Below are 20,240 nucleotides of genomic sequence, written 5' to 3' on the forward strand. Positions count from 1 at the left end.
TTGCCAATCACACTTCCCTTGAGTAACCCGCCATCATGACAGATCTGGAAGACAATCGACCGGCCACGGTGCGTTTCGCCCCGTCGCCGACTGGCCACATACATATCGGCAATGCGCGCACGGCGCTGTTCAACTGGCTGTTTGCAAAGCAGCGGGGTGGTGAATTTGTGCTGCGCTTCGACGATACGGATGAGGCGCGTTCCAGCGATGCTTTTGCCGAGGCTATCCGGGCCGATCTGGAATGGCTGGGTATCAGTCCCGACATCGTTGCCTGGCAGTCCAAGCGCTTTGACGCCTATGGAGCGGCGGCGGAACGGCTGAAGGCGGCCGGACTGCTCTATCCATGCTACGAGACCGGTGAAGAGCTTGAGCGCCGGCGAAAGCTTCGGCTTGCACGCCGCCTGCCGCCGGTTTACGGACGCGAAGCGCTAAAACTCACCGAGGAGGAGAGAAGTGCGATTGAGGCGGAAGGCCGAAAGCCGCACTGGCGCTTTCTGCTTCCGAACTTTGCCGATGATCCCTTCGAGACACGACGCACCGAGGTCCATTGGGACGATATAGTACGCGGGCCTCAGACCGTTGATCTTGCGTCCATGTCGGACCCGGTGCTGATCCGCGAGGACGGAACCTATCTCTACACGCTGCCATCGGTCATCGACGACATCGAAATGGGCGTGACCCATATTATTCGCGGTGACGACCATGTGACCAACACAGGCGCGCAGATAGCCCTGTTCAAGGCGCTCGGAAGCGAGGCGCCGTCTTTCGGTCATCACAATCTTCTGACCTCCGTTTCAGGAGAAGGATTGTCGAAGCGGTCGAATGCGCTGTCTATCGGTTCCTTGCGTGACGAAGGCTTCGAGCCCATGGCGATTGCCAGCCTGGCGGTGCTGATCGGAACATCCGAAAGCGTTTCGGCGCTGCCTTCCATGGCGGCGCTGATGGAGCTGTTCCGTCCGGAATTTGCTTCAAAGTCGGCAGCGAAATTCGATCCGGCCGAACTGACGAGCCTCAACCGGGCACTTGTGCATGATCTTTCCTTCGACGACGTCAACACGCGATTGGCTGCCCTTGGCATTTCCGGCGAAAGGGCTGAAGCGTTCTGGTATGCGGTGCGCGGCAATATCGATTTCGTCAAGGAGGCAGAGCAGTGGTGGACGATTGTTACCCAAGGCCTGAGCGACCCGGAGCCCTTGGACACCGGGGATGTGGACTTCGTACGAGAGGCCTTTGCTCAATTGCCGCCGGAACCATGGGATGCAAACACATGGTCCGAGTGGACGAACAGCGTCAAACAGGCAAGCGGGCGTAAGGGGCGCTCCTTGTTCATGCCGTTGAGGCTGGCTCTCACTGGTCGCCGGTCGGGGCCGGAGCTTGCAGATCTATTGCCTCTGATTGGTCGGGCAGGAACTTTGGACCGACAACCCTGACACGCCGGTTCGGATCGATTTCGCGGGATGGCGCTTCCGGTTCGGGTTTGATTGTCACCGTTTCATCCGGTTTGTCATCATTGTCCTTCGGCGGCGTGATGATGATGATCGAGCGGCTGCCGCCCGGGGCGACCGCAATATCATCGTCCAGCGGGCCGGCCCGACAGGTGCATTGCGGGTCATCGACGCTCCCTGTCCGATAGGCGAATGCGGTTGGCAACGAGCGGTAAGGGGTTTGGTCGGCGACCGAAACCATGTCTTCGCTGTCCTGATCGGGAACCCGGTGAAAAAACAGGCTGACATCGGCCGCAGGGCACATCGTGGCACAACGCCGGGCATCGCGGTCGAACTCCAGCGGTGATGCGGAAAAAGAAACCGGGAAATAGTAGCCGTCACAGGTTCTTACGCACATGGTGCGGTAGCGGGTATAGGGATCGCCAAGGTCGATCAGGTCCTGTTCAGGTTCAACGCCGATCGACTGGCGGATGCGGACCCCGTCGTCAGGTGGGCATCCGTTGGCGCGCAGCGCAGAGAGGATTCGCTGGCGGGCGCCGGGGCTCGCTGTGCGCGGTGCGTTTTGCCGCTGTAAAAGCAGCCTGTCGAGCTGTGCTTCCTCGCGCGCCAGAACGGATGAGATCCGCCGGCACATCGCCTCGGTTCTATTGCCGAAGACGATGATACTGCCGCCGCAATCCAGGCTGTAAAGGTCAGATCGAATCTGTTCGACTTTCTGCCGTTGCTCGACGATTGCAGCGTCGTAACTATTTGCCGGCACGGCGGCAATCTCCCGGCTGTCATACTGATCAAGCTGGGCGTAGAGCCGCTCGCAAAGGGCCATGTCCTGCGCTGTTGCCCGCTCGCCAAAAGATACGCTCAGCATTGCCGCGAGGACCAGAACATGCCGCAATCCGGGACCAGTCAGCTTCAAGATAGGCACCTTTTCTGTGTTGCCGGATCATACACGCAAATTGCGGCTTGTGCAGCCACGGGGTTGCCGGTCCTTTTGCCGCTACTCCGGAACCGAGGCCTCGACGACCGCCAGCGTCGCCATGTTGACCACGCCGCGTGAGGTAACGGACGGCGTCAGGATATGTGCCGGTTTCGCGCCACCCAGGAGGATGGGGCCGACATGCAATGCATCGGTCATCGTCTTGACCACACCGAGCGCGATGTTGGCGGCGTCGAGTGTTGGAAACACCAGCAGGTTGGCTTCCCCGGTCAAATTGGAATTCGGCATGACCCGATTGCGCAAATGCTCCGAAATGGCTGAATCGCCATGCATTTCGCCATCTGCCTCCAGATCGGGATCCAGCTTGTGGATGAGTTCCACAGCCTGGCGCATCTTGCTGGCACTGCCCGAGACTCGGGATCCGAAATTGGAATGCGAGAGAAGGGCGGCGCGGGGCGTGATGCCGAAACGCCTGATTTCTTTTGCCGCCATCAGTGTTGTTTCGGCGATCTCCTCGGCTGATGGGTTCAGCGAGACATAGGTATCGGCAAAGAAGGTCGCACCCCGTTGTGAGATCAACAGGCTGAGTGCAGAGAACTCGCGTACACCCTCATCGCGTCCGATAACCTGATCGACGTCCCTGAGGTGTTTTGCATATCGGCCCTCAACTCCGCAGATCAGTGCATCGGCATCGCCGCGACGCACGGCCAGAGCGCCGATAACAGTGGAGTTGGTGCGCACCATGGTGCGCGCCGCTTCCGGGTTGATGCCCTTTCGCCCGACAAGCGAGAAATAGAGATCGACATAATCACGGTAGCGCGGATCGTCATGGGGATTGGTGACCTCGAAATCGGCCCCCGGCCTGATCCTTAGCCCGAATCTCTTCAGCCGTGTTTCGATGATGTCCGGGCGGCCGATGAGGATCGGACGCGCTATTTCGTCTTCGATGAGGACCTGCGTGGCGCGCAAAACGCGTTCGTCTTCGCCTTCAGCGAAAATGACCCGCTTCTTCTGTGCTGTCTTTGCGGCGGCAAAAAGCGGCTTCATCAACAGTCCGGACCGGAAGACAAACCGGTTGAGCTGATCCAGATAGGCTTCCATGTCCGCAACAGGGCGTGTGGCGACGCCCGATTCTGCCGCCGCTTCGGCGACGGCGGGCGCGATGCGCAGGATCAGGCGCGGATCAAAAGGCGAGGGGATCAGATAGTCTGGTCCGAAAACCGGCGTATCGCCTGAATAGGCCTTTGCGGCGACGTCTGAGGCCTCCTCCCGCGCCAGCCCGGCAATGGCGCGCACGGCGGCCATTTTCATTTCTTCATTGATGGTGCTCGCGCCGCAATCAAGGGCGCCACGGAAGATGTAGGGAAAGCACAGGACGTTGTTGACCTGATTGGCAAAGTCTGACCGCCCGGTGCAGATCATTGCGTCAGGGCGGGCCTGACGCGCCACATCGGGCATGATCTCCGGGTTCGGATTGGCCAGAGCCATGATAAGGGGCTTGTCCGCCATCCTGGCGAGCATGTCGGGCTTGAGTACATTGGCCGCCGACAGCCCGAGAAAAACGTCGGCTCCGTCAATATGATCCTGAAGCGACCGCTTGACTGATTTCTGAGCGTAGGCGGCTTTCCACCGGTCCATCAGAACTTCTCGGCCTTCATGGACCAGGCCTTCAATGTCGTGAACCCAGATGTTTTCCTTTTTTGCGCCGAGTTTGACCAACAGATTCAGGCAGGCTAGGGCGGCAGCGCCCGCACCGCTGGTGACGATCTTGGCGTTTGCCAGGTCTTTGCCAGCCAGTTCAAGGCCATTGAGAATAGCGGCTGCGACGATAATCGCCGTTCCATGCTGGTCGTCGTGGAAGACGGGTATGTTCATCTTGTCGCGCAGTTGGTCTTCGATCTCGAAGCACTCGGGTGCTTTGATATCCTCAAGATTGATGCCGCCGAATGTCGGCTCGAGTGCGGAAACCACCGAAACGACATGATCGATGTCCTGCGAATCGATTTCGATGTCGAACACATCGATGCCGGCGAATTTCTTGAAGAGGACTGCCTTGCCTTCCATAACCGGCTTGGAGGCGAGGGGTCCGATGGAGCCCAGACCAAGCACAGCTGTGCCGTTGGAGACAACGGCAACAAGGTTGCCGCGCGCGGTATAGTCAGCCGCCAGTTCCGGCTGCTTTTGTATGGCAAGGCATGGCGCAGCGACTCCGGGAGAATAGGCCAGTGCGAGATCGCGCTGATTTCCGAGCGGCTTCGTCGCCTGGATTTCCAGTTTTCCGGCGCGTGGATATTTATGGAAAAAAAGCGCGCTTTCCTGAAAATCGCTTTGCTCGGAGTCTTCCGGGCTGCCAACTTTGGAGTTCATGAGGTCTGGTCCTTGATTTGCCGGCACAGAAGGCGCCACTTTTCAGTATTTACCTAAAACGCACTCGGATAAAGACCGCCGTCCACCAGAATGTTCTGACCGGTGATGTATCCGGCTTGCGATGAACACAAAAAGGCGCATGTGTCGCCGAATTCCGCCGCTGTTCCCATCCGTGCTGCAGGAACCTGTTGAAGGACCATGGCCTTGACCTCTTCGATGGGCTTTCCTGTCTTTTGCGATGTATTGCGGAATGAGGATGCCAGGCGATCGGTATCCATTTTGCCCGGCAAAAGCGCATTGATCGTAACATTTTTTGACGCAACGCCGCGCGCGACACCCGCAAGAAAGGACGTCAGGCCGGCGCGCGCGCCCGATGACAGGTCGAGGCCGGGGATTGGCATATAGACGGATGACGATGTTACGTTGACGATACGCCCGAACTGCCGCTCGCACATGCCGTCGATAACCGCCTGGATCAGCTCAATGGGCGTTACCATGTTCTGTGTGACGCCTTCGAGGATTGCATCCCGGTCCAGTTGCTTGAAATCCCGAGGCGGCGGACCGCCATTGTTGTTGACCAGGATATCGGGCTCGGGACAGGCATCCAGCAATGCGCGCTGCCCGTCATCGGTGGAAACGTCCGCGGTGACCGCCTGGACACGCACTCCGGTTGCCGTACGGATTTCCTCCGCTGTTGCCTCAAGCGTATCGGCGTTGCGGCCGTTGACGACGAGGTCGCATCCGGCTTGCGCAAGGGCCATGGCGCATCCCTTGCCCAGCCCGCGGCTCGATGCGCAGACAATCGCTTTCCTGCCCGAGAGGCCAAGGTCCATTGTACTGTCCTTTCAAGATATCCTGCGCGATGTCCGGTCCCTTTTGCACGAGCGGCCAACTCGGATCAAACTCTATTTGTCATCGGATTGTGATACGACTCTGGTTAGTCATTCACTGCAACGCTGAAACGTTACGGTGGCGATCATGGCATATACGGCGAAACAGTATCGAACCCTTTTCATATCCGACATTCATCTTGGTTCCAGAGCAGCCAAGGCGGATTATCTGATTGATTTTCTTCGTCATCACGAAGCTGAGCAGATCATTCTGGTCGGCGATATCGTCGATGGATGGCGGCTGAAACGGAGCTGGAACTGGCCGCAGGACTGCAACGACGTCGTGCAGAAGCTTCTGCGCCAGGCGCGTAAGGGGACGCGGATCGTTTACATCCCCGGCAATCACGATGAGTTTCTGCGTGACTTTCCGGGTACGCATTTCGGCGGCATTGAAGTGGCTCTCGACACCGTCCATGAAGCGGCGGACGGCAAACGTTACCTGGTCCTTCACGGCGATGAGTTTGACGTTGTTGTCCGTCACGCCCGGCTTCTTGCCCACCTCGGGGACTGGGCATATGATCTCGCCATCCTGGTGAACCGCGGGCTCAATGGGCTGAGACGCAGGATGGGCATGCCATATTGGTCTTTTTCCGCCTGGGCAAAACTTCAGGTTAAACAGGCCGTGAATTTCATTGGCGAGTTTCAGCGCGTTGTGGTGGAAGAGGCGCGCCGGCGCGACGTTGAGGGCGTTATTTGCGGCCACATCCACCATGCGACGATCGAGGACTTCGATGGCATTCGCTACATCAATACCGGAGACTGGGTCGAGAGCTGCACCGCCGTTGCCGAGGATTTTGACGGCAATATGCAGCTCTTGCGGTGGGATGTGCATTCCGACCGTGTCGGCGAAAAGCGTGGTGCCTCCCGGATTGCCGGCAGGCGGACGCAAAAACGGCTCGCTGCCTAGGTGCCGCCCTTACCTTGTTCCGGCAGGCCGGTGACGATCTGATCGAGCGTGTGTCGTGCCTCGGGCACATCGAACATCATCCAGTTGTGGAACAGTTCCTGTTCGACAATCAGTTCGATTTCTGCTCCGCAGGCATCTGCGAGATCTGCGAAGGACAGGCAGTCCGGGTGCAGAATGTCGCGTGTGGCGGTGAAAATCCGTGTTGGTGGCAGTTTTTCAAGGTTTCCATAAATGGGACTGATCCGGTAATCCTTCAGATCATTTCCCGCTGCGTACAGGCGTGCTGCTTCTCTTGCACTGTCGACGCTCAGCCACGGATCGCTTTCTACCAGATCGGCAATCCGGCGATTGGTGAGACCTGCATCGAGCCACGGGCAAAGAAGAACAAGCTGATCGGCTGTCGGCAGCCCAAGTTCAGAGGCTTCAAGGCACAGGCCTGCGGCAATGCCGCCGCCGTCGAAATCACCCATCAGCGTCAGGCCACCCTCCGGAGCAGAACCTGTTACGTGCTCATAGAGCGGCATGAGTGCGGCATAGACGTCTTCCCAATTGTATTCCGGTGCGAGCGGGTAGGCCGGAACAGTGATGCGGATGTCTGCACGGGTCAGTAACTCGCTGACGAGCTTCCAGTGCATCGATTCAATTCCGAAGAGGTAGAAGCTGCCATAGAGGTAGAGAATCTGCCGGTTCGGCGCACTGCCTTTTTTTTGGATGTCGACAGCCGGCATGCCCGCATGCTCGGATTGAAGCACTTCGAACGTCTCGAACATGTGTCTTGGCGGGGTGGGGTCTTTTGTATTTTTGGCAGCCTCAATTTGCCGGTGCAGCGATTGTGCATCGGCAAAGCGACGTTTTCGCGTCAACCGCAGGTACTGGGATAACAGCCTGCTTCTTACACTGGGTCTGGCTGGATCTACGTAAACCAAAACCGGGATTTCCATTCATGATCAATTGCTTGAGAGATAAATAGGGTATTTTTTCTCAACATGAAATATTTTTTTCATCGCCAAATTTCTGATCGGATTTCAACCGACGGTTTGGAAAGCAGCTGCGAAGAAAATCATGTTGAGTATCGATGACGATAACCGGAAATGGTGGCTTCTAACCGCGATGGCCGGCGGCTTGGGACTGATCCTTTTCGACGAAACCGTCGTTTGCGTCGCCTTGCCGGTCATACGAGACGAGCTCGGCATGCCGGAGATTGCGTTCCATTGGGCCGTCAAATCCTATCTTCTTGTTTTTGCTTTTCTTTTGCCAATCGACGGAAAGCCGTCATGAACCTGATTGAGCCGCGGCACAGGGAGTAGGCGGGCTCTATGGTGTTCTGCCGACAGGTGCCGAGCGGCATGATCGGATTGGCGATCGCAAGCGCAATCCTCTCCAGAGCAGAAAGCTGCCAGGGCATTTTCCTGGCCGTTTCGCAGCTGGCGGCAGCAAAGCCGGTGTTTGTTTGGATGGGTCTCAAGGAGCCAACCGAACTTTAGGGCAGGGCTATAACGTCTGAGGCAAGGACCCGATCGCCTTGCATGGTTTGTCGATGATCAGGCTTTTCTGACGGCGAGAACTGCATTGGTGCCGCCGAAGGCGAAGGAATTGCTGACAGCCACGTTGATGTCGCGCTTTTTGGCGACATTTGGCGTCACGTCGAGATCGCACTCCGGGTCGGGTTCCTCGTAGTTGATCGTCGGAGGAATAATGCCCTCTTCGAGCGCCTTCACACAGGCGACCAGCTCAATACCGCCGCTGCCGCCAAGGGCATGTCCATGCATCGACTTGGTCGACGAAACGGAAATGCTGTCCGCGTGGCTTGCGAAGACGTTGCGGATGACTTTGGTTTCCGTAGCGTCATTGGCCCGCGTCCCGGTGCCGTGTGCGTTGATATAGTCCACATCCTGCGGGGTGATGCCCGCTGAACGCAGGCAGTGTTCCATGGCCCGTGAGGGGCCATCAACCGTCGGATTGACCAGATCGCCGGCATCGGCCGTCATGCCGACGCCTGCAAGTTCACACAGGACCTTTGCTCCGCGTGCCTTGGCGTGGCCGGCCCGTTCGAGAACGACAACACCAGCGCCGTCAGCCAGGGCCAAGCCCCTGCGGGTGAGCGAGAAGGGGCTGCATGTTTGCGGAGCGAGGACGCGCAGCGCCTCCCAGGCCTTCAGGACACCCCAGATCAGCGGCGCGTCGGTTCCGCCGACGACCGCCACATCCGCATCGCCGCTTTTAATGGCCTGGTAACCGGCAACGATCGCGTGATTTGCGGACGAACAAGCGGACGTCACGCCGTAGACCGGCCCTTTGATGCCATGCCACATGCTGATCTGGCTGGCAGGCGCCGAAGCCATGGACCGCGGTACGGTCATCACATGCGTACGTCTTGCGCCTTCCAGGAAGAATTTCCGGAAGCCTGTTTCAACGATTTCCCATCCACAGTTACCGGCGCCGATGATGCAGGCGGACCGGTTGGCAAGGTCCGGATCGCTGAACTCCAGACCGGCCTGCTTGATCGCCTGATTGGCGCTTTCCATGGCAAGAAGCGTGAAGCGGTCGAAGGCCGGCAGGCGGCGCTCCGGAATTCCGGCGTCCACGGGTTCAGGAATTTCGCCGCCAATCTCTATCTTCAGATTTTCGGTTGTGTTGATGTTGCGAAAAGGACGAATGCCGCACACGCCGTCCTTCATGGCCGACCATGTCGTCTCGACATCGTTACCCAGCGCGGTCGTGCACCCTAACCCGGTAACCGCGACTGCGGTATCTGCAATGCTCATTGAGTGCCGATGCCCATGGATTTGCCGAGTTCAAGCAGATCGCCGACGGTCTTGATGGAGTCCGCTGCTGAAACCGTGTCGATATCGATTGCGATATCGTATTCTTCTTCAATCGTCATGATGATCTCGACCAACTCAAGTGAGTTGACGCCGAGAGAGTCAAGCGTGGTTTGCGTAGTGATTTTTTCGGGATCGTGTCCGAGTTGTTCGCCGATAATCTTTGCAATCGTGCGTTCGGGATCAGGTGACTCTGTCATTAGTGCAGCTTGTTTCTTGCTTTCAGGTCATACGTTTTCGCGCCCGTTTGTCACGGCACGACGGCACGGAACAATGGGATAGCGGTTTCACAACGGCAGGGCAAGATTCTATTTACCTTCCACTTTCTTTATTACCCGGTCCAATTTGCGAATATTGATAACGTCACGATGCGCACGTTCACGCGGCACTGCCGGCATGCCGTAATAGACGCCACCGGCCGGCACGGATGTTCCGACCCCGGCAGCGGCGCCGATGATCGCATCGTCGCCGATCTTCAGATTGTCTCCGATCCCGGCCCGGCCGCCAAGCGTGACCCGGTCGCCGATGACCGTGCTTCCGGCAATTCCGGCCTGCGCACACAGGACGCAGTGTTCACCAATGCGTACGTTGTGACCGATCATGACAAGGTCGTCGATTTTCGTTCCGTCGCCGATGGAGGTGGGCTTCAGCGTGCCGGAGTCGATGCAGGTCGATGCTCCGATTTCGACATCGTTGCCGATGATCACGCCGCCGAGACTTTCGTTCTTAAGAAGTGAGGAGTTCCGGTCCGCCTTGTCCGAGACTTTGCCGGTTGCCTTGACTGCCTCGACATTGCCGGGGTCGACCGGATGAAAGCTGAAGCCGTCGGCGCCGATCGCTGCATTCGGGTGGATCACGGCACGCGAACCGATTTTCACGCCAATGCCGATACGAGCACCGGAATAGACGATTGAGTCGCCGCCGAGTTCGGAATTTTCGCCAACCGTGACATGCGAAACCAGCGTTGTCCCATCACCGATAATCGCGTTGTCAGCAACATAGCAAAGCGGCCCTATGCTGACATTGTCTCCAAGCGTCACATTCTGACCGATCACTGCGGTCGAGTGGACCCCGGTGGCGGTGTTGGGCCGATTGCGAAAAAGGGCAGACAGGGTCGGGAGCGTTTTGCGGTCTGCGGGAACGCGAATGACCGTGTGAGGTGCAATCTCTATTCCCGTGACGCCTGCCGGCAAGATAGCAGCGGCGGCCCTCGTCGTTGCAAGGCCTTGAAAGAAATCCGGGCTGATGGCAACCGCCATATCGCCTTTGCCATCGGCGAGATCGGGCTGGACGGCCCGCTCGATTTCGAGCTCGGGATCGCCGGTTACCTCGCCGCCGAGCGCATTGGCGATTTCCTGTGCCTTCAAATCGGTTCTCCTTTTGGCAGCGCATGATCGTAAAGCGCCGGTATCTGAAGCTTCTGGCCCGAATGGCCACCATTACTTGTTGGGAATGGGTGGCCGGTCTGCCGCCCGCTTCGGACCATACATGCGCACAGCCGTTTTCACAATGTCCGGCCGCGATGATCCGGCGCAATTGGCACAGTTGGTGTATCTGCTGCCGTTAGGCGGTGACAGTCGCGAGATAACTGGGTATGTGTCAGTCATGTCGTTGCCACCTCGAACTGATTCCCAGCCATCAGGCTCCGCCGGGGGTCAAAACGGAAATATCGATACGCGTCATGAGCCTGATGTCGAGGTATCGCAGGCAGGCGACCAGACTCTCGTTTCATTGTCCGGCAACTGGCAGCTTTATTGTGTCGCCGAGATCGACGCGACCATGCGGGATCTTGAGGCGTCCATACAAAAAGGCAGCGTTACCGTTGATTTTGCCAGGGTGGGCAAGGTCGATACATCCGGAGCGCTCATTGTTGAGCGCTTGCGTGATCATCTCGAGATAAAGGGCTGTGACGTCGTTTATCAGTCCGTCAGCGAGGAGCAGACAATCCTGCTCGAAGCTGTCGGCAATGCATTTCGGGTCAAGCCTTCGGATGAAGAACAGGGCATCCGCCAGCGTCTTGTCGACCGGATTTTCGAGCCGATCGGCCGGCTGACGGTCTCGTTCTGGGACGATTTTATCGCGGCCATGTACATCCTCGGTTCTGCGGTGCGCGGAACGCAGCTCAAGCTCGACCGGTCATCAGGGATTTCAGTGGCCGCGATTGTAAGCCAGATGGATCATATGGGGGTCAGGGCGGTGCCGATTATCGCTTTGATGTCCTTCCTTATCGGCGGAATCATTGCCCAGCAAGGGGCGTTCCAGCTTCGCTATTTCGGCGCGGAGATCTTTGTGGTCGATCTTGTCGGCATCCTGCAATTGCGTGAAATCGGCGTGCTGCTGACTGCAATCATGATCGCCGGCCGGTCCGGCTCGGCGGTGACTGCGGAAATCGGCTCGATGAAGATGCGCGAAGAGGTCGATGCGCTGAAGGTCATGGGCCTTAATCCGGTCGGTGTCCTGGTTTTCCCGCGTCTGGTTGCCTTGACCGTTATGCTGCCGGCGCTAACGATTGTCGCAAATTTCACGGCCCTGTTGGGGGCAGGTGTGACGACGTGGGTCTATTCCGGCATCACGCCTGATACATTCCTTTCGCGGCTGCGCGAAGCCATCGACATGTCGACCATCATTTCCGGCATGATAAAGGCCCCGTTCATGGCGCTCATCATCGGTATCGTCTCGTCCGTCGAAGGCCTCAAGGTCGGCGGCAGTGCTGAATCCCTTGGACGGCACGTGACATCGGCGGTCGTCAAATCCATATTTGTGGTGATTCTGGTGGACGGTATTTTCGCCATTTTCTACGGAGCGATCGATTTCTGAGCATGGCGAACCAATCCCACGAACATTTCAAGCTTGGTGTGCCCAAAACAGATGAAGAGGGCCGCGAGTGCATTTTGGAAGCGCGCAACATCAGTGTTGCTTTCGGAACGCATCAGGTTCTCAAAAGTCTCGACCTGGATATCTGGCGCGGGGAGATTCTCGGATTTGTGGGTGCATCGGGTGCCGGTAAATCGGTTCTGTTGCGCACGGTCCTGCAACTGTCAGCGCGGCAGGAAGGCACCATCAAAATTCTTGGGATCGACTATGACACTGCGACGCCGCGTCAACGTATCGCGCTCGACATGCGGCTTGGCGTGTTATTCCAGCATGGGGCGTTGTTTTCCGCCCTGACGGTGCTTGAGAACATTCAGGTGCCCATGCGCGAATATCTGGACTTGCCGCAAGCGTTGATGGACGAACTGGCGCTGGTCAAGATCGAGCTGGTGGGACTGAGGCCTGAAACGGCGTCGCTTTACCCTTCGGAACTCTCGGGCGGCATGATAAAGCGTGCGGCATTGGCGCGCGCTCTGGCGCTAGATCCGGATCTTGTGTTTCTGGATGAGCCGACATCCGGTCTTGACCCGATCAGCGCCGCTGAATTTGACGAATTGATCGCCAAACTGCGTGATACGCTGGGTTTGACGGTCTATATGGTCACACACGACCTGGACAGTCTGTTTTCGGTCTGTGATCGTATCGCCGTGCTCGGCAACAAGAAGATTATCGTCGAGGGCACGATTAAAGACATGTTGGCCAGTGACGAACCATGGGTACGGTCCTATTTCCATGGGAAACGCGCACGTTCGCTTGTGCGGGCGAAATGATAGGGTCATAGTTGGCGCCTAGTGATGGGGACAGAATCACCTTCAGGACAAGGTGATGCGTAGAAGCAGGATATGGAAACCAAAGCGAACTATACGCTGGTCGGGGTTTTTACGCTCATCGTCATGGTGGCGGCGTTCGGCTTTGTGTACTGGATGGCGACATTCGGCAAAACCGGTCAGACCGCACAGCTTGAAATCCGCATCCCGGGTTCGGCCGGCGGCCTGAGCGTCGGCGCGCCGGTGCTGTTCAACGGTATTCGCGTGGGTGCCGTTCAGTCCCTGACGATCGACGGCGTCGATCCGAATTTCGTGTTGGCCATGACCCAAGTTCGGGCCTCTGCGCCCGTTTATGAGACAACCAAAGCCAAACTGGGCATTCAGGGGCTGACGGGCCAGGCGCACATCGAACTAAGCGGTGGCGATAAAACCGGCCCGAATATTCTGGAACAGGCTGTCGAGAAAGGCAGCTACGCCATCCTGACTGCGGATGAGTCCAGCGTGACAAACCTGCTCGCGACCGCCGAGGATATTCTTGGACGGGTTAACAGTGCGGTCAAAGGCATTGAGGAATTTGTTGAAACGGCAAAGGGCCCGCTGACGCGAACGGTGGAAAACGCGGAAAAATTCTCTGATGCGCTTGCCGCCAATTCGGATGGCATCAGCGACTTCCTCAAGAATGTGTCCTCGCTTTCAGAGACGATCGAGAATGTATCCGGCAAGCTTGAAACCATCGTAACGCGGGCGGATCAGCTCATCGCTGCCGTCGAGCCGGACAAAGTTGCGGCGATTGTCGATAATGTCGAAAAGGTTACTGCCGACGTTGCAAAAGCGTCGCCTGAAATCGAGCCGTTGGTTGAGGACCTCAAGGTTGCCGCATCGAATTTTGCGCAGCTGGGTGAGGAAGCCAGTGCCGTGCTCAGCCGCGCCGATACACTGATTGCGTCCATTGATCCGGAAAAGATACAACAGACCGTCGACAATGTTGCAGCGGCCAGCGAGCAGGCGAGAGAAGGGATTGCCAGCATTACGACGGTTGCCAATACGATCGAGAACCGGACCGACCAGATCAATCAGATCATCACCAATGTCGGCCAGCTCTCCAGCCGGCTTAACGACGCGGCTTTGAAGGTCCAGACAACGCTCGACAAGGTTGACGGTTTCCTCGGCAATGGCGATGCGTCCGGACTTGTGGCGGAGGCGAAGAAAACGCTGCAGACATTCCAGCAGGTTGGCGAGAAGATCAATGCTCATATCGGGCCGATCGCTTCCAACCTTCAGCGGTTCACCGGATCGGGGCTGCGTGATTTCGATGCGCTCGTTTCGGAGGCGCGCCGTTCGATTACGCGGATCGAACGTACGTTCACGAAAATCGGAGACGATCCGCAGAGTCTCCTTTTCGGCACATCCGGTGACGTAAAGACCTATGATGGGCGGCGTCGGCGTTGACAATGGCCTGCGACGCGCGGAAAGCTAGGCAATGCTGTGGGGACAGCGCGAGCGGGGGTACGCTTTGAAGAACGTCAAAACTACAAGCCTAGCGGCTCTCATGATCGGCACCATGGCGCTGGGTGGTTGCGCGGCGCTTGGCAGTGGTGCGAAGAAAGATACCTATGAGCTCTCCGGAATTCCTCCGGTCTCTGGGCCCTATTCGAAACGGCGCCAGATTGTTGTGACCGATCCGTCGGCGCTCAAGTCGCTGGACGGGGCCAATATCGTCATCCGGACATCACCTTCATCGATTCAATATCTCGGCAAATCGCAATGGGCCGATAACCTGCCGGCGATCATTCAGGAGAAGCTGATCGAGGCGTTTGAGGATTCCGGCCGTCTGGGCGGCGTTGGAAAGCCCGGTGACGGGATCGCCGTCGACTACCTCATTTCGCCGAGTATCAGATCCTTTGAAATCATCACCGGCAGCGGCGATACAGCGGTTGTGGAAATTTCCGTGCGCATCATCAATGACAGGAATGGCGTTGTGCGGGCGCAGCGTGTGTTCCAGTCGACTGCACCGGTCCTTGGCGCAAGCAATGAGGCGTTTGTCTCGGCGCTTGACAGAGCCAATGGAGAGGTCATGAACGAGATCGTCGCCTGGGTTCTCAAGATCGTCTGACGCCTGAGCGGCTGACTTCAATAAAAAACCCGCCGTGCTGATTGAGCAGGGCGGGTTTTTTGATGTCTGTGCCGAGGCCTATTTCAGCCGGCCGCTTGCATGGGCAAGCATGGTGTAGACCTTGCCAGTGTCGGACGTCAGATAGGTCTGCGTGACCATCTTGTCGCGGTCGGTTTTTGCCACATCGGCGAGCAGTTTTTCAAAGTCGGCGATGTAGTGATCGACCGCTGAGCGGAATTCCGGCTCCTGGGCATATTTGTTCTTGATCTCCTCAAAGGTCTTTTGACCTTTCAGCGTGTAGAGACGCCGTGTGAAGATATCGCGCTCGCCGCTCTGATAACGGCGCCACAAGTCGACGGAGGCGTCGTGATCGATTGCGCGTGCAATGTCCACCGAAAGTGAGTTCAGGGATTCAACCACCTGGCGCGGGTTGCGCGAGCGCGCGTTGCTGGCGGTCGCTCCACCCTGATTGCGTGCCGGCTGGGTGCCGTCATCTTCTTCTTTGCGTGATGCGCTGCGCAGAAGATCGCGAACCCATCCCTCGCTCTGAGGCTTGCGGCCGGCTGCGGGCGCAGGCTGACTGCCGCTTTGCATGACGCCAAGCCCACCGCGCAGATCGGATTTCGGCTGTGCCGGCGCTGGCGTTTCCGCCACGGTCTTCCTTTCCGTTGCCGGAGCAGCTGCCGGTGCCGGTGTCGGCGCAGCGGCCGGCGGCGGAGCAGCCGGAGCCGGGGCCCTCGGGCTGGAATGCTCCAGCATCTGCGATGACTGTTGAACGATGGATGACAGATCCTGCAAAGCCTTGATCTGCTCGGACACGGCATCGCGCATTGCGGCGGTGCTTTCGCGTGTTTCTTCCGGAAGGTCGAACACGCCCTTCTTGATCTCCGAGCGCGTAGTGTTCAACTCTTCGCGGATTTCGTTCGCAGACTGACGGATTTCCTCAGTGGCGCCGCTGAAGCGCGAGATGGCGTCATCAACCGCTTCCTTGACGGCATTCTTCAAGGTTTCGGCTGTTGTGGATGAACGGTTCTCGGTGTCGGACAGGAGGCTGCCGATGTTCTCGACCGAAGACGACAGGCTGCCGGTCAGTTCCTTGGCGGCGCTTCCGGCGCGCTCTTTGACCTTGCCGAATGCATCTTCGACAATGTTTTCGAGCGAACGCATGTTCTTCTCGATTTCTTCCGAGCGTGTCACCAGACCCGTGGACAGGTTGTCGAGGGCTTCCTTGCGCTCTTCAAGCGTATTGGCAAGACCGGACTGTGCAGAGCCGAGAAGGTCCGATGCGGTGGACAGAACCTTCGAATGTTCTTCGAAGCTTCCGGCGATGTCGCCGACACGGTTGAGGGTCTCGTTGGAGATCGTATCGAGCTGAGAGATGTTGGTCTGCAGAACCTGGGTCGAACCGGCAAACATTTCCGCTGCGCGTCCGGCGGTATCGGCGAACTTCTCCGTCGTGTTGGTCAGGCGCGAGTCAACATCCTCAAGCGTCGTTGCGGTGTTGTTGACCAGATTCGAGATCGCGGCATTGCTGCGTCCCAGCTCGGAAATAAGATCGGTCACCTCTGTTTTGAGGCTGTTTCCGGCGCTGTTGATGGCATCGAGCGTTTCGCGTGTGCGTGACGTCAGTGCATCGACGAGAGCGGCACTTTGTTCCTGCAACTGCTCGGCGCTTGCCAGGGTGATTTCCTTCAATTCGCCGGTGATTTCCCTTCCGCGTTCGGCATAGGCTTCCACCAGTGGTGCGGCCTGTTCGTCGATGAGCTTGGTGAGCTCCGTGGAACGGTTCGACAGCATCGAGTTGAGCTCGCGAGTGTGCTCCTCGAGCGTTGCCTTGATGGCCTGGTTGCGGACCTCCATTGCCTTTTCGCTGTCGGAGAAATGGGACGCGATGGCCTGTGCCTGTTCGCCAACCTTGTCACCCGCATCGATCGCGGCGCTGGTGATCGCCTGAGCGGCGTCGAGGATGCCCGTCTCGCTGTCGTTGAGCCTGCCGGTCAGTTCAGCAAGCTGCTTGTTGAGAGATTCGGTGCGCTCGGACAGGCGAACTTCGATGGCATCGGAATAGTTCGCCGCCGCCTCGCTGAGCCGTGCGGAGAAGCCTTCGCCGATGCCCTGCAGGGACTGGTAGGAACGCTGAGCTTCCGAATCCATATGCTCGACGGTCTGGGCCACGGTTTCGCGCAGTGTCGTGGCCATGCCGAGGGCTTGCGTTTCGATCGTGGCTGTAACGCTTTCCAGGCCGGCGCCGAGTGCGGCGTCCATGGTCTGGAGCCGTTCCTGCATGTTTGACGTGCGCTCGTCTATCGTCGCGCCAATGCGGTCGACATTGGCCGACAGCGTTGAATCCATTGCAGCAACGCTGTCGTCGAGCTTTCCGGACAGGGCGACAAACTCGCCCGACAGGGTTTCGGATATCCGCTCATTGCCTGAACTCATCAGCGTGTCGATACGCTCGGCATTGGAACCCAGGGTGTTTGCAAGCATCTCCGTATTTTCCGTAACGGAGCGGGCGATTGCCTCGGCACTGCCGCTGACAACCCCGTCGAGGCGTTGCGAGCCGGTATCCAGCGCATTCTCAAGCGCCTGGGTGTTGTCGGTGATCGATTTGGCAATCGTATCGGTACCCTGACGGATAAGACCGTCGATACGCTCGGCGTTGGAGCCGAGGGTCACGGCAAGAGCGTGGGTGTTTTCTGTCACAGCGCGGCCAACCGCGCCTGCGCCTTCGGACATCATTGTCTCAAGCCGCTCGGCATTCGCGTTCAGCGTATTCGACAGGTTTTGCGTGCTCTCGTTGGAGATGCTGCCGATTGTCTGCGTACCCTCGCGAATGAGATTCTGCAGACGCTCCGCACTGGAGCCGAGGGTCGATTCCAGTTTCTCTGCGCTGTCCGATGTCGCATTGTTGATTGCAGCCGTGCCAAAGCCGATCAGGCCTTCCAACCGTTCCGCGCTGGCGCTCAACGTGGCTTCCATCTTCTGGGCATTGTCGATTGCCGCGTTGTTTATGGTCTGCGCACCTTCCTGGATAAGGCCGGCAATATTGTTGGCGCTGGTGTCGAGCGCCGAAGACAGGGCGACGGCCCGTTCATTGACGGCATTGGCGATTGCTTCCGTACCGCCAACCATCAATTCGTCCACACGCTGGGAGGTGTTTGCCAGCGCCGCTTCCACCGCTCCGGCTTTGGTTTCCAGCTTGTTTTCGATTTCCGCGCTGCTGCCGGCCATTGTCTCTTCAAGCGTGCGGGTGCGCTCGCTCAAAGTTTCGGCAAGCCTGCTGGTATTGGCGGAAAGGATGCCTTCCAGGGAATTGGTGTTTCCGGAGAGTGTCTCGTTGATCGTTTCGAGGCTCTCGCTCAACTTGCTCTTCAAGGATCCGCTGCGGTCCTCGAAGGCGGAGGTGAACTCGGATACCCGTTCGTCAAAGGCCGTGTTGAGCTGAGAGATCGTGCTCTGCAACCGGTCCTGGAAGAAGCCCGAACGCTCGTCGAGGTCGCTCATTGCGTCTTCGGTATGATGCTGCAGGCTCTGGCGGAAATTGACAGCCTTCTCGTCGAGTTTGGCGTTCAGCGACTCGATCACATTGTCGAGGCCGCCACTGAGCGCCTGTTCGCCGACAGCGAGGCTCTCGCTGATCTCTTTGGTCCGCGTCACCAACGTCTCGTTAAGCTGGCGGGCACGTTCGTTGAGGATCGTATTGAGCTTCTTGGTGTTGTTGTCGAGAGACGAGGCGCGGGTCTCGAATTCGCCGAGCAAGGCCTGTCCGTGTTCCGTCAGGTTGAACTGCAGCGCCTCAAGGCGGTTATCGAATTCCTTGGCGAGTGCGCGCCCGGAATTGCCGAACGACAGCATCAGCGCTTCCGTGCGCTTCTGCAGCAGATCCGATACGGATTGCGTCAGTTCGTCGGCCTGTTCTGACAATTTCGTCGTACGGGTATCGAGCAGTCCAGCCACGGCTTTGCCGGAGGTCGTCAGCCTGCTGGATATTTCATCGCCAGCAGTCTCGAGTTCCTCGCGCAGTTGCTCGTGGGCACTGACAATGGAGGCGCGAACGCGTTCGGAGTGGCTGACAATCGCCTCGCGCTCGTTGCTCAGGCCTTCAACAAGGCTCCGCAAACGCACCTCATTGTCCGAATAGCTGTGTTCCAGCGCGTTGATTTCGGAATGAACAAGAGTTTCCAGCTCCGAAGCGCGGGCGATGGTGCGCTCGATGCCTTCATTGATGGCCGAAACCTCGCGGCGCACGGCCTGGCCGACACGCATGATGTTGTCGGTCGCCATGGTTTCCGGTTCGAACAGCCGTACTGCCAGTTCGGCCATGGATTTGGCCACCGAACGCATTTCCTGGGCGCGAGCGATCATCATGCCGAACGCAAGAATGATCATGACGGGCAGAACAATGGCGAGCACCATCAACAGGAACTGCGGATTGTTTGCGAGATCCGAGGTCGAATTGACGTCGCTAAAACCGGTTCCGTAGACGAGGTTGAAAAAACCGAGGCCACCGATTGTCCAAAGGCCGGCCAGGGCATAGGTCACCAAACGCGCGGAGCGGCCACCTTTGCCGTCAAGCGAGCGCATGATCGCGGCACGCGATTCGCGGCTGTCGTCATTGGCCGGGGCGAATAGCGGCGATGACGGGCGATTTTGTTTTTGCTGCTGCTGCTGGCGCTTCGGCGTTCTGGGCTGGGAACGCTGTTGCGACCGGCTGGTACGGGCCGGCTCGCTGGCAGATGCCTTCTGGGCAGGGGCGGGTGCAGTTCTCGACGCAGGCTTGGCGGGTGCGCGGCGTGATGCCGATTGGCGCTTGCCGCCATTGGTCGCGCGTGCGTTGGCTTCAGAATCCGTCTTTGCAAGTTCTGCCGCTGCCGAAGCCACCTGTGCTTCGAGGTCTTCAAGGGAGGGTTCGTCCGCCAGATCTACACCCTCATCCTCCTCAAGATCGAGACGCAGCGCGTCTTCCAGTGCCTTGAGCGGATCGTCTTCGACCGTTTTGTTTTGAGCAGTTCTCTTCGCCATACTGATCGATGCCTCGTACTCTGTACCCTTGACCCCGGTACGATGTCCGGGATTTCCAGCCCTGTATGCAGCGGGAATGACCCCCGTTCAAACGGTGCCGCA

15 protein-coding genes are annotated in these 20,240 nt (G+C 58.2%); 7 read left to right on the forward strand and 8 right to left on the reverse strand.

Features of this window, described 5'->3' with window-relative positions; all coding sequences use genetic code 11:
* Window positions 1-35 precede the first annotated feature (35 nt).
* Complete coding sequence (gltX, locus tag OQ273_RS05940; RefSeq protein WP_267989549.1) at window positions 36-1,430, forward strand: glutamate--tRNA ligase; 1,395 nt, start codon at window positions 36-38, stop codon at window positions 1,428-1,430.
* Here gltX and OQ273_RS05945 read toward each other — a convergent pair.
* The 3 genes from OQ273_RS05945 to OQ273_RS05955 form a co-directional block, all read right to left on the reverse strand.
* Entirely contained in the window at window positions 1,348-2,358 is a 1,011-nt protein-coding gene (locus OQ273_RS05945; RefSeq protein ID WP_267989550.1) for a DUF2865 domain-containing protein, read from the reverse strand. The genes gltX and OQ273_RS05945 overlap by 83 nt on opposite strands.
* An 81-nt stretch (window positions 2,359-2,439) precedes the next feature.
* Window positions 2,440-4,746 (reverse strand): NADP-dependent malic enzyme, encoded by a 2,307-nt coding sequence (locus tag OQ273_RS05950; protein ID WP_267989551.1) that lies wholly within the window; start codon window positions 4,744-4,746, stop codon window positions 2,440-2,442.
* Window positions 4,747-4,799: 53 nt separating this feature from the next.
* Window positions 4,800-5,579: an SDR family oxidoreductase gene (locus OQ273_RS05955; protein WP_267989552.1), complete on the reverse strand. Its 780-nt coding sequence runs from the start codon at window positions 5,577-5,579 to the stop codon at window positions 4,800-4,802.
* A gap of 145 nt (window positions 5,580-5,724) precedes the next feature.
* Here OQ273_RS05955 and OQ273_RS05960 point away from each other — a divergent pair, with 145 nt between their 5' ends.
* Complete coding sequence (locus OQ273_RS05960) at window positions 5,725-6,543, forward strand: UDP-2,3-diacylglucosamine diphosphatase (RefSeq protein WP_267989553.1); 819 nt, start codon at window positions 5,725-5,727, stop codon at window positions 6,541-6,543.
* On the opposite strand, the gene OQ273_RS05965 is transcribed toward OQ273_RS05960, so the two are convergent.
* Window positions 6,540-7,313: an alpha/beta hydrolase fold domain-containing protein gene (locus OQ273_RS05965; RefSeq protein ID WP_267989554.1), complete on the reverse strand. Its 774-nt coding sequence runs from the start codon at window positions 7,311-7,313 to the stop codon at window positions 6,540-6,542. The genes OQ273_RS05960 and OQ273_RS05965 overlap by 4 nt on opposite strands.
* Before the next feature lie 292 nt (window positions 7,314-7,605).
* Here OQ273_RS05965 and OQ273_RS05970 point away from each other — a divergent pair, with 292 nt between their 5' ends.
* The gene (locus OQ273_RS05970) at window positions 7,606-7,821 is read left to right on the forward strand and encodes a hypothetical protein (protein WP_267989555.1); all 216 of its coding nucleotides are present in this window, start codon (window positions 7,606-7,608) and stop codon (window positions 7,819-7,821) included.
* Window positions 7,822-8,084: 263 nt separating this feature from the next.
* Here OQ273_RS05970 and OQ273_RS05975 read toward each other — a convergent pair whose 3' ends face one another.
* The 3 genes from OQ273_RS05975 to OQ273_RS05985 form a co-directional block, all read right to left on the reverse strand.
* Window positions 8,085-9,308, reverse strand: coding sequence for a beta-ketoacyl-[acyl-carrier-protein] synthase family protein (locus OQ273_RS05975; protein WP_267989556.1), 1,224 nt, complete (start codon window positions 9,306-9,308; stop codon window positions 8,085-8,087).
* Window positions 9,305-9,565, reverse strand: a complete 261-nt coding sequence (locus OQ273_RS05980) for an acyl carrier protein (protein ID WP_267989557.1) — start codon at window positions 9,563-9,565, stop codon at window positions 9,305-9,307. The genes OQ273_RS05975 and OQ273_RS05980 overlap by 4 nt, the downstream gene beginning before the upstream one ends.
* 108 nt (window positions 9,566-9,673) lie before the next feature.
* Window positions 9,674-10,732, reverse strand: coding sequence for a UDP-3-O-(3-hydroxymyristoyl)glucosamine N-acyltransferase (locus OQ273_RS05985; RefSeq protein ID WP_267989558.1), 1,059 nt, complete (start codon window positions 10,730-10,732; stop codon window positions 9,674-9,676).
* A gap of 238 nt (window positions 10,733-10,970) precedes the next feature.
* On the opposite strand from OQ273_RS05985, the gene OQ273_RS05990 reads away from it, so the two are divergent.
* The 4 genes from OQ273_RS05990 (at window position 10,971) to OQ273_RS06005 (ending at window position 15,116) form a co-directional block, all read left to right on the forward strand.
* On the forward strand, window positions 10,971-12,182 hold the full coding sequence (locus OQ273_RS05990; protein WP_267989559.1) for an ABC transporter permease: 1,212 nt from the start codon (window positions 10,971-10,973) through the stop codon (window positions 12,180-12,182).
* A gap of 2 nt (window positions 12,183-12,184) precedes the next feature.
* Window positions 12,185-13,006, forward strand: a complete 822-nt coding sequence (locus tag OQ273_RS05995) for an ABC transporter ATP-binding protein (protein WP_267989560.1) — start codon at window positions 12,185-12,187, stop codon at window positions 13,004-13,006.
* Window positions 13,007-13,078: 72 nt separating this feature from the next.
* Window positions 13,079-14,452, forward strand: a complete 1,374-nt coding sequence (locus OQ273_RS06000) for an MlaD family protein (protein ID WP_267989561.1) — start codon at window positions 13,079-13,081, stop codon at window positions 14,450-14,452.
* A gap of 100 nt (window positions 14,453-14,552) precedes the next feature.
* Window positions 14,553-15,116, forward strand: a complete 564-nt coding sequence (locus tag OQ273_RS06005) for an ABC-type transport auxiliary lipoprotein family protein (protein WP_425493407.1) — start codon at window positions 14,553-14,555, stop codon at window positions 15,114-15,116.
* Between the two features lie 78 nt (window positions 15,117-15,194).
* On the opposite strand, the gene OQ273_RS06010 is transcribed toward OQ273_RS06005, so the two are convergent.
* Window positions 15,195-20,138, reverse strand: a complete 4,944-nt coding sequence (locus OQ273_RS06010) for an apolipoprotein A-IV repeat region-like domain-containing protein (RefSeq protein WP_267989563.1) — start codon at window positions 20,136-20,138, stop codon at window positions 15,195-15,197.
* Window positions 20,139-20,240: the final 102 nt, after the last annotated feature.

The sequence above is a fragment of the Hoeflea prorocentri genome (genome assembly GCF_027944115.1).
GTDB classification, from domain to species: domain Bacteria; phylum Pseudomonadota; class Alphaproteobacteria; order Rhizobiales; family Rhizobiaceae; genus Hoeflea_A; species Hoeflea_A prorocentri.

Coding starts and splice junctions, on each gene's coding strand:
- gltX (WP_267989549.1), top strand. CDS start 36: ATGACAGATCTGGAAGACAATCGACCGGCCACGGTGCGTTTCGCCCCG.
- OQ273_RS05950 (WP_267989551.1), bottom strand. CDS start 4,746: ATGAACTCCAAAGTTGGCAGCCCGGAAGACTCCGAGCAAAGCGATTTT.
- OQ273_RS05955 (WP_267989552.1), bottom strand. CDS start 5,579: ATGGACCTTGGCCTCTCGGGCAGGAAAGCGATTGTCTGCGCATCGAGC.
- OQ273_RS05960 (WP_267989553.1), top strand. CDS start 5,725: ATGGCATATACGGCGAAACAGTATCGAACCCTTTTCATATCCGACATT.
- OQ273_RS05965 (WP_267989554.1), bottom strand. CDS start 7,313: ATGTTCGAGACGTTCGAAGTGCTTCAATCCGAGCATGCGGGCATGCCG.
- OQ273_RS05970 (WP_267989555.1), top strand. CDS start 7,606: ATGTTGAGTATCGATGACGATAACCGGAAATGGTGGCTTCTAACCGCG.
- OQ273_RS05975 (WP_267989556.1), bottom strand. CDS start 9,308: ATGAGCATTGCAGATACCGCAGTCGCGGTTACCGGGTTAGGGTGCACG.
- OQ273_RS05980 (WP_267989557.1), bottom strand. CDS start 9,565: ATGACAGAGTCACCTGATCCCGAACGCACGATTGCAAAGATTATCGGC.
- OQ273_RS05990 (WP_267989559.1), top strand. CDS start 10,971: ATGTCGTTGCCACCTCGAACTGATTCCCAGCCATCAGGCTCCGCCGGG.
- OQ273_RS05995 (WP_267989560.1), top strand. CDS start 12,185: ATGGCGAACCAATCCCACGAACATTTCAAGCTTGGTGTGCCCAAAACA.
- OQ273_RS06000 (WP_267989561.1), top strand. CDS start 13,079: ATGGAAACCAAAGCGAACTATACGCTGGTCGGGGTTTTTACGCTCATC.
- OQ273_RS06005 (WP_425493407.1), top strand. CDS start 14,553: ATGATCGGCACCATGGCGCTGGGTGGTTGCGCGGCGCTTGGCAGTGGT.
- OQ273_RS06010 (WP_267989563.1), bottom strand. CDS start 20,138: ATGGCGAAGAGAACTGCTCAAAACAAAACGGTCGAAGACGATCCGCTC.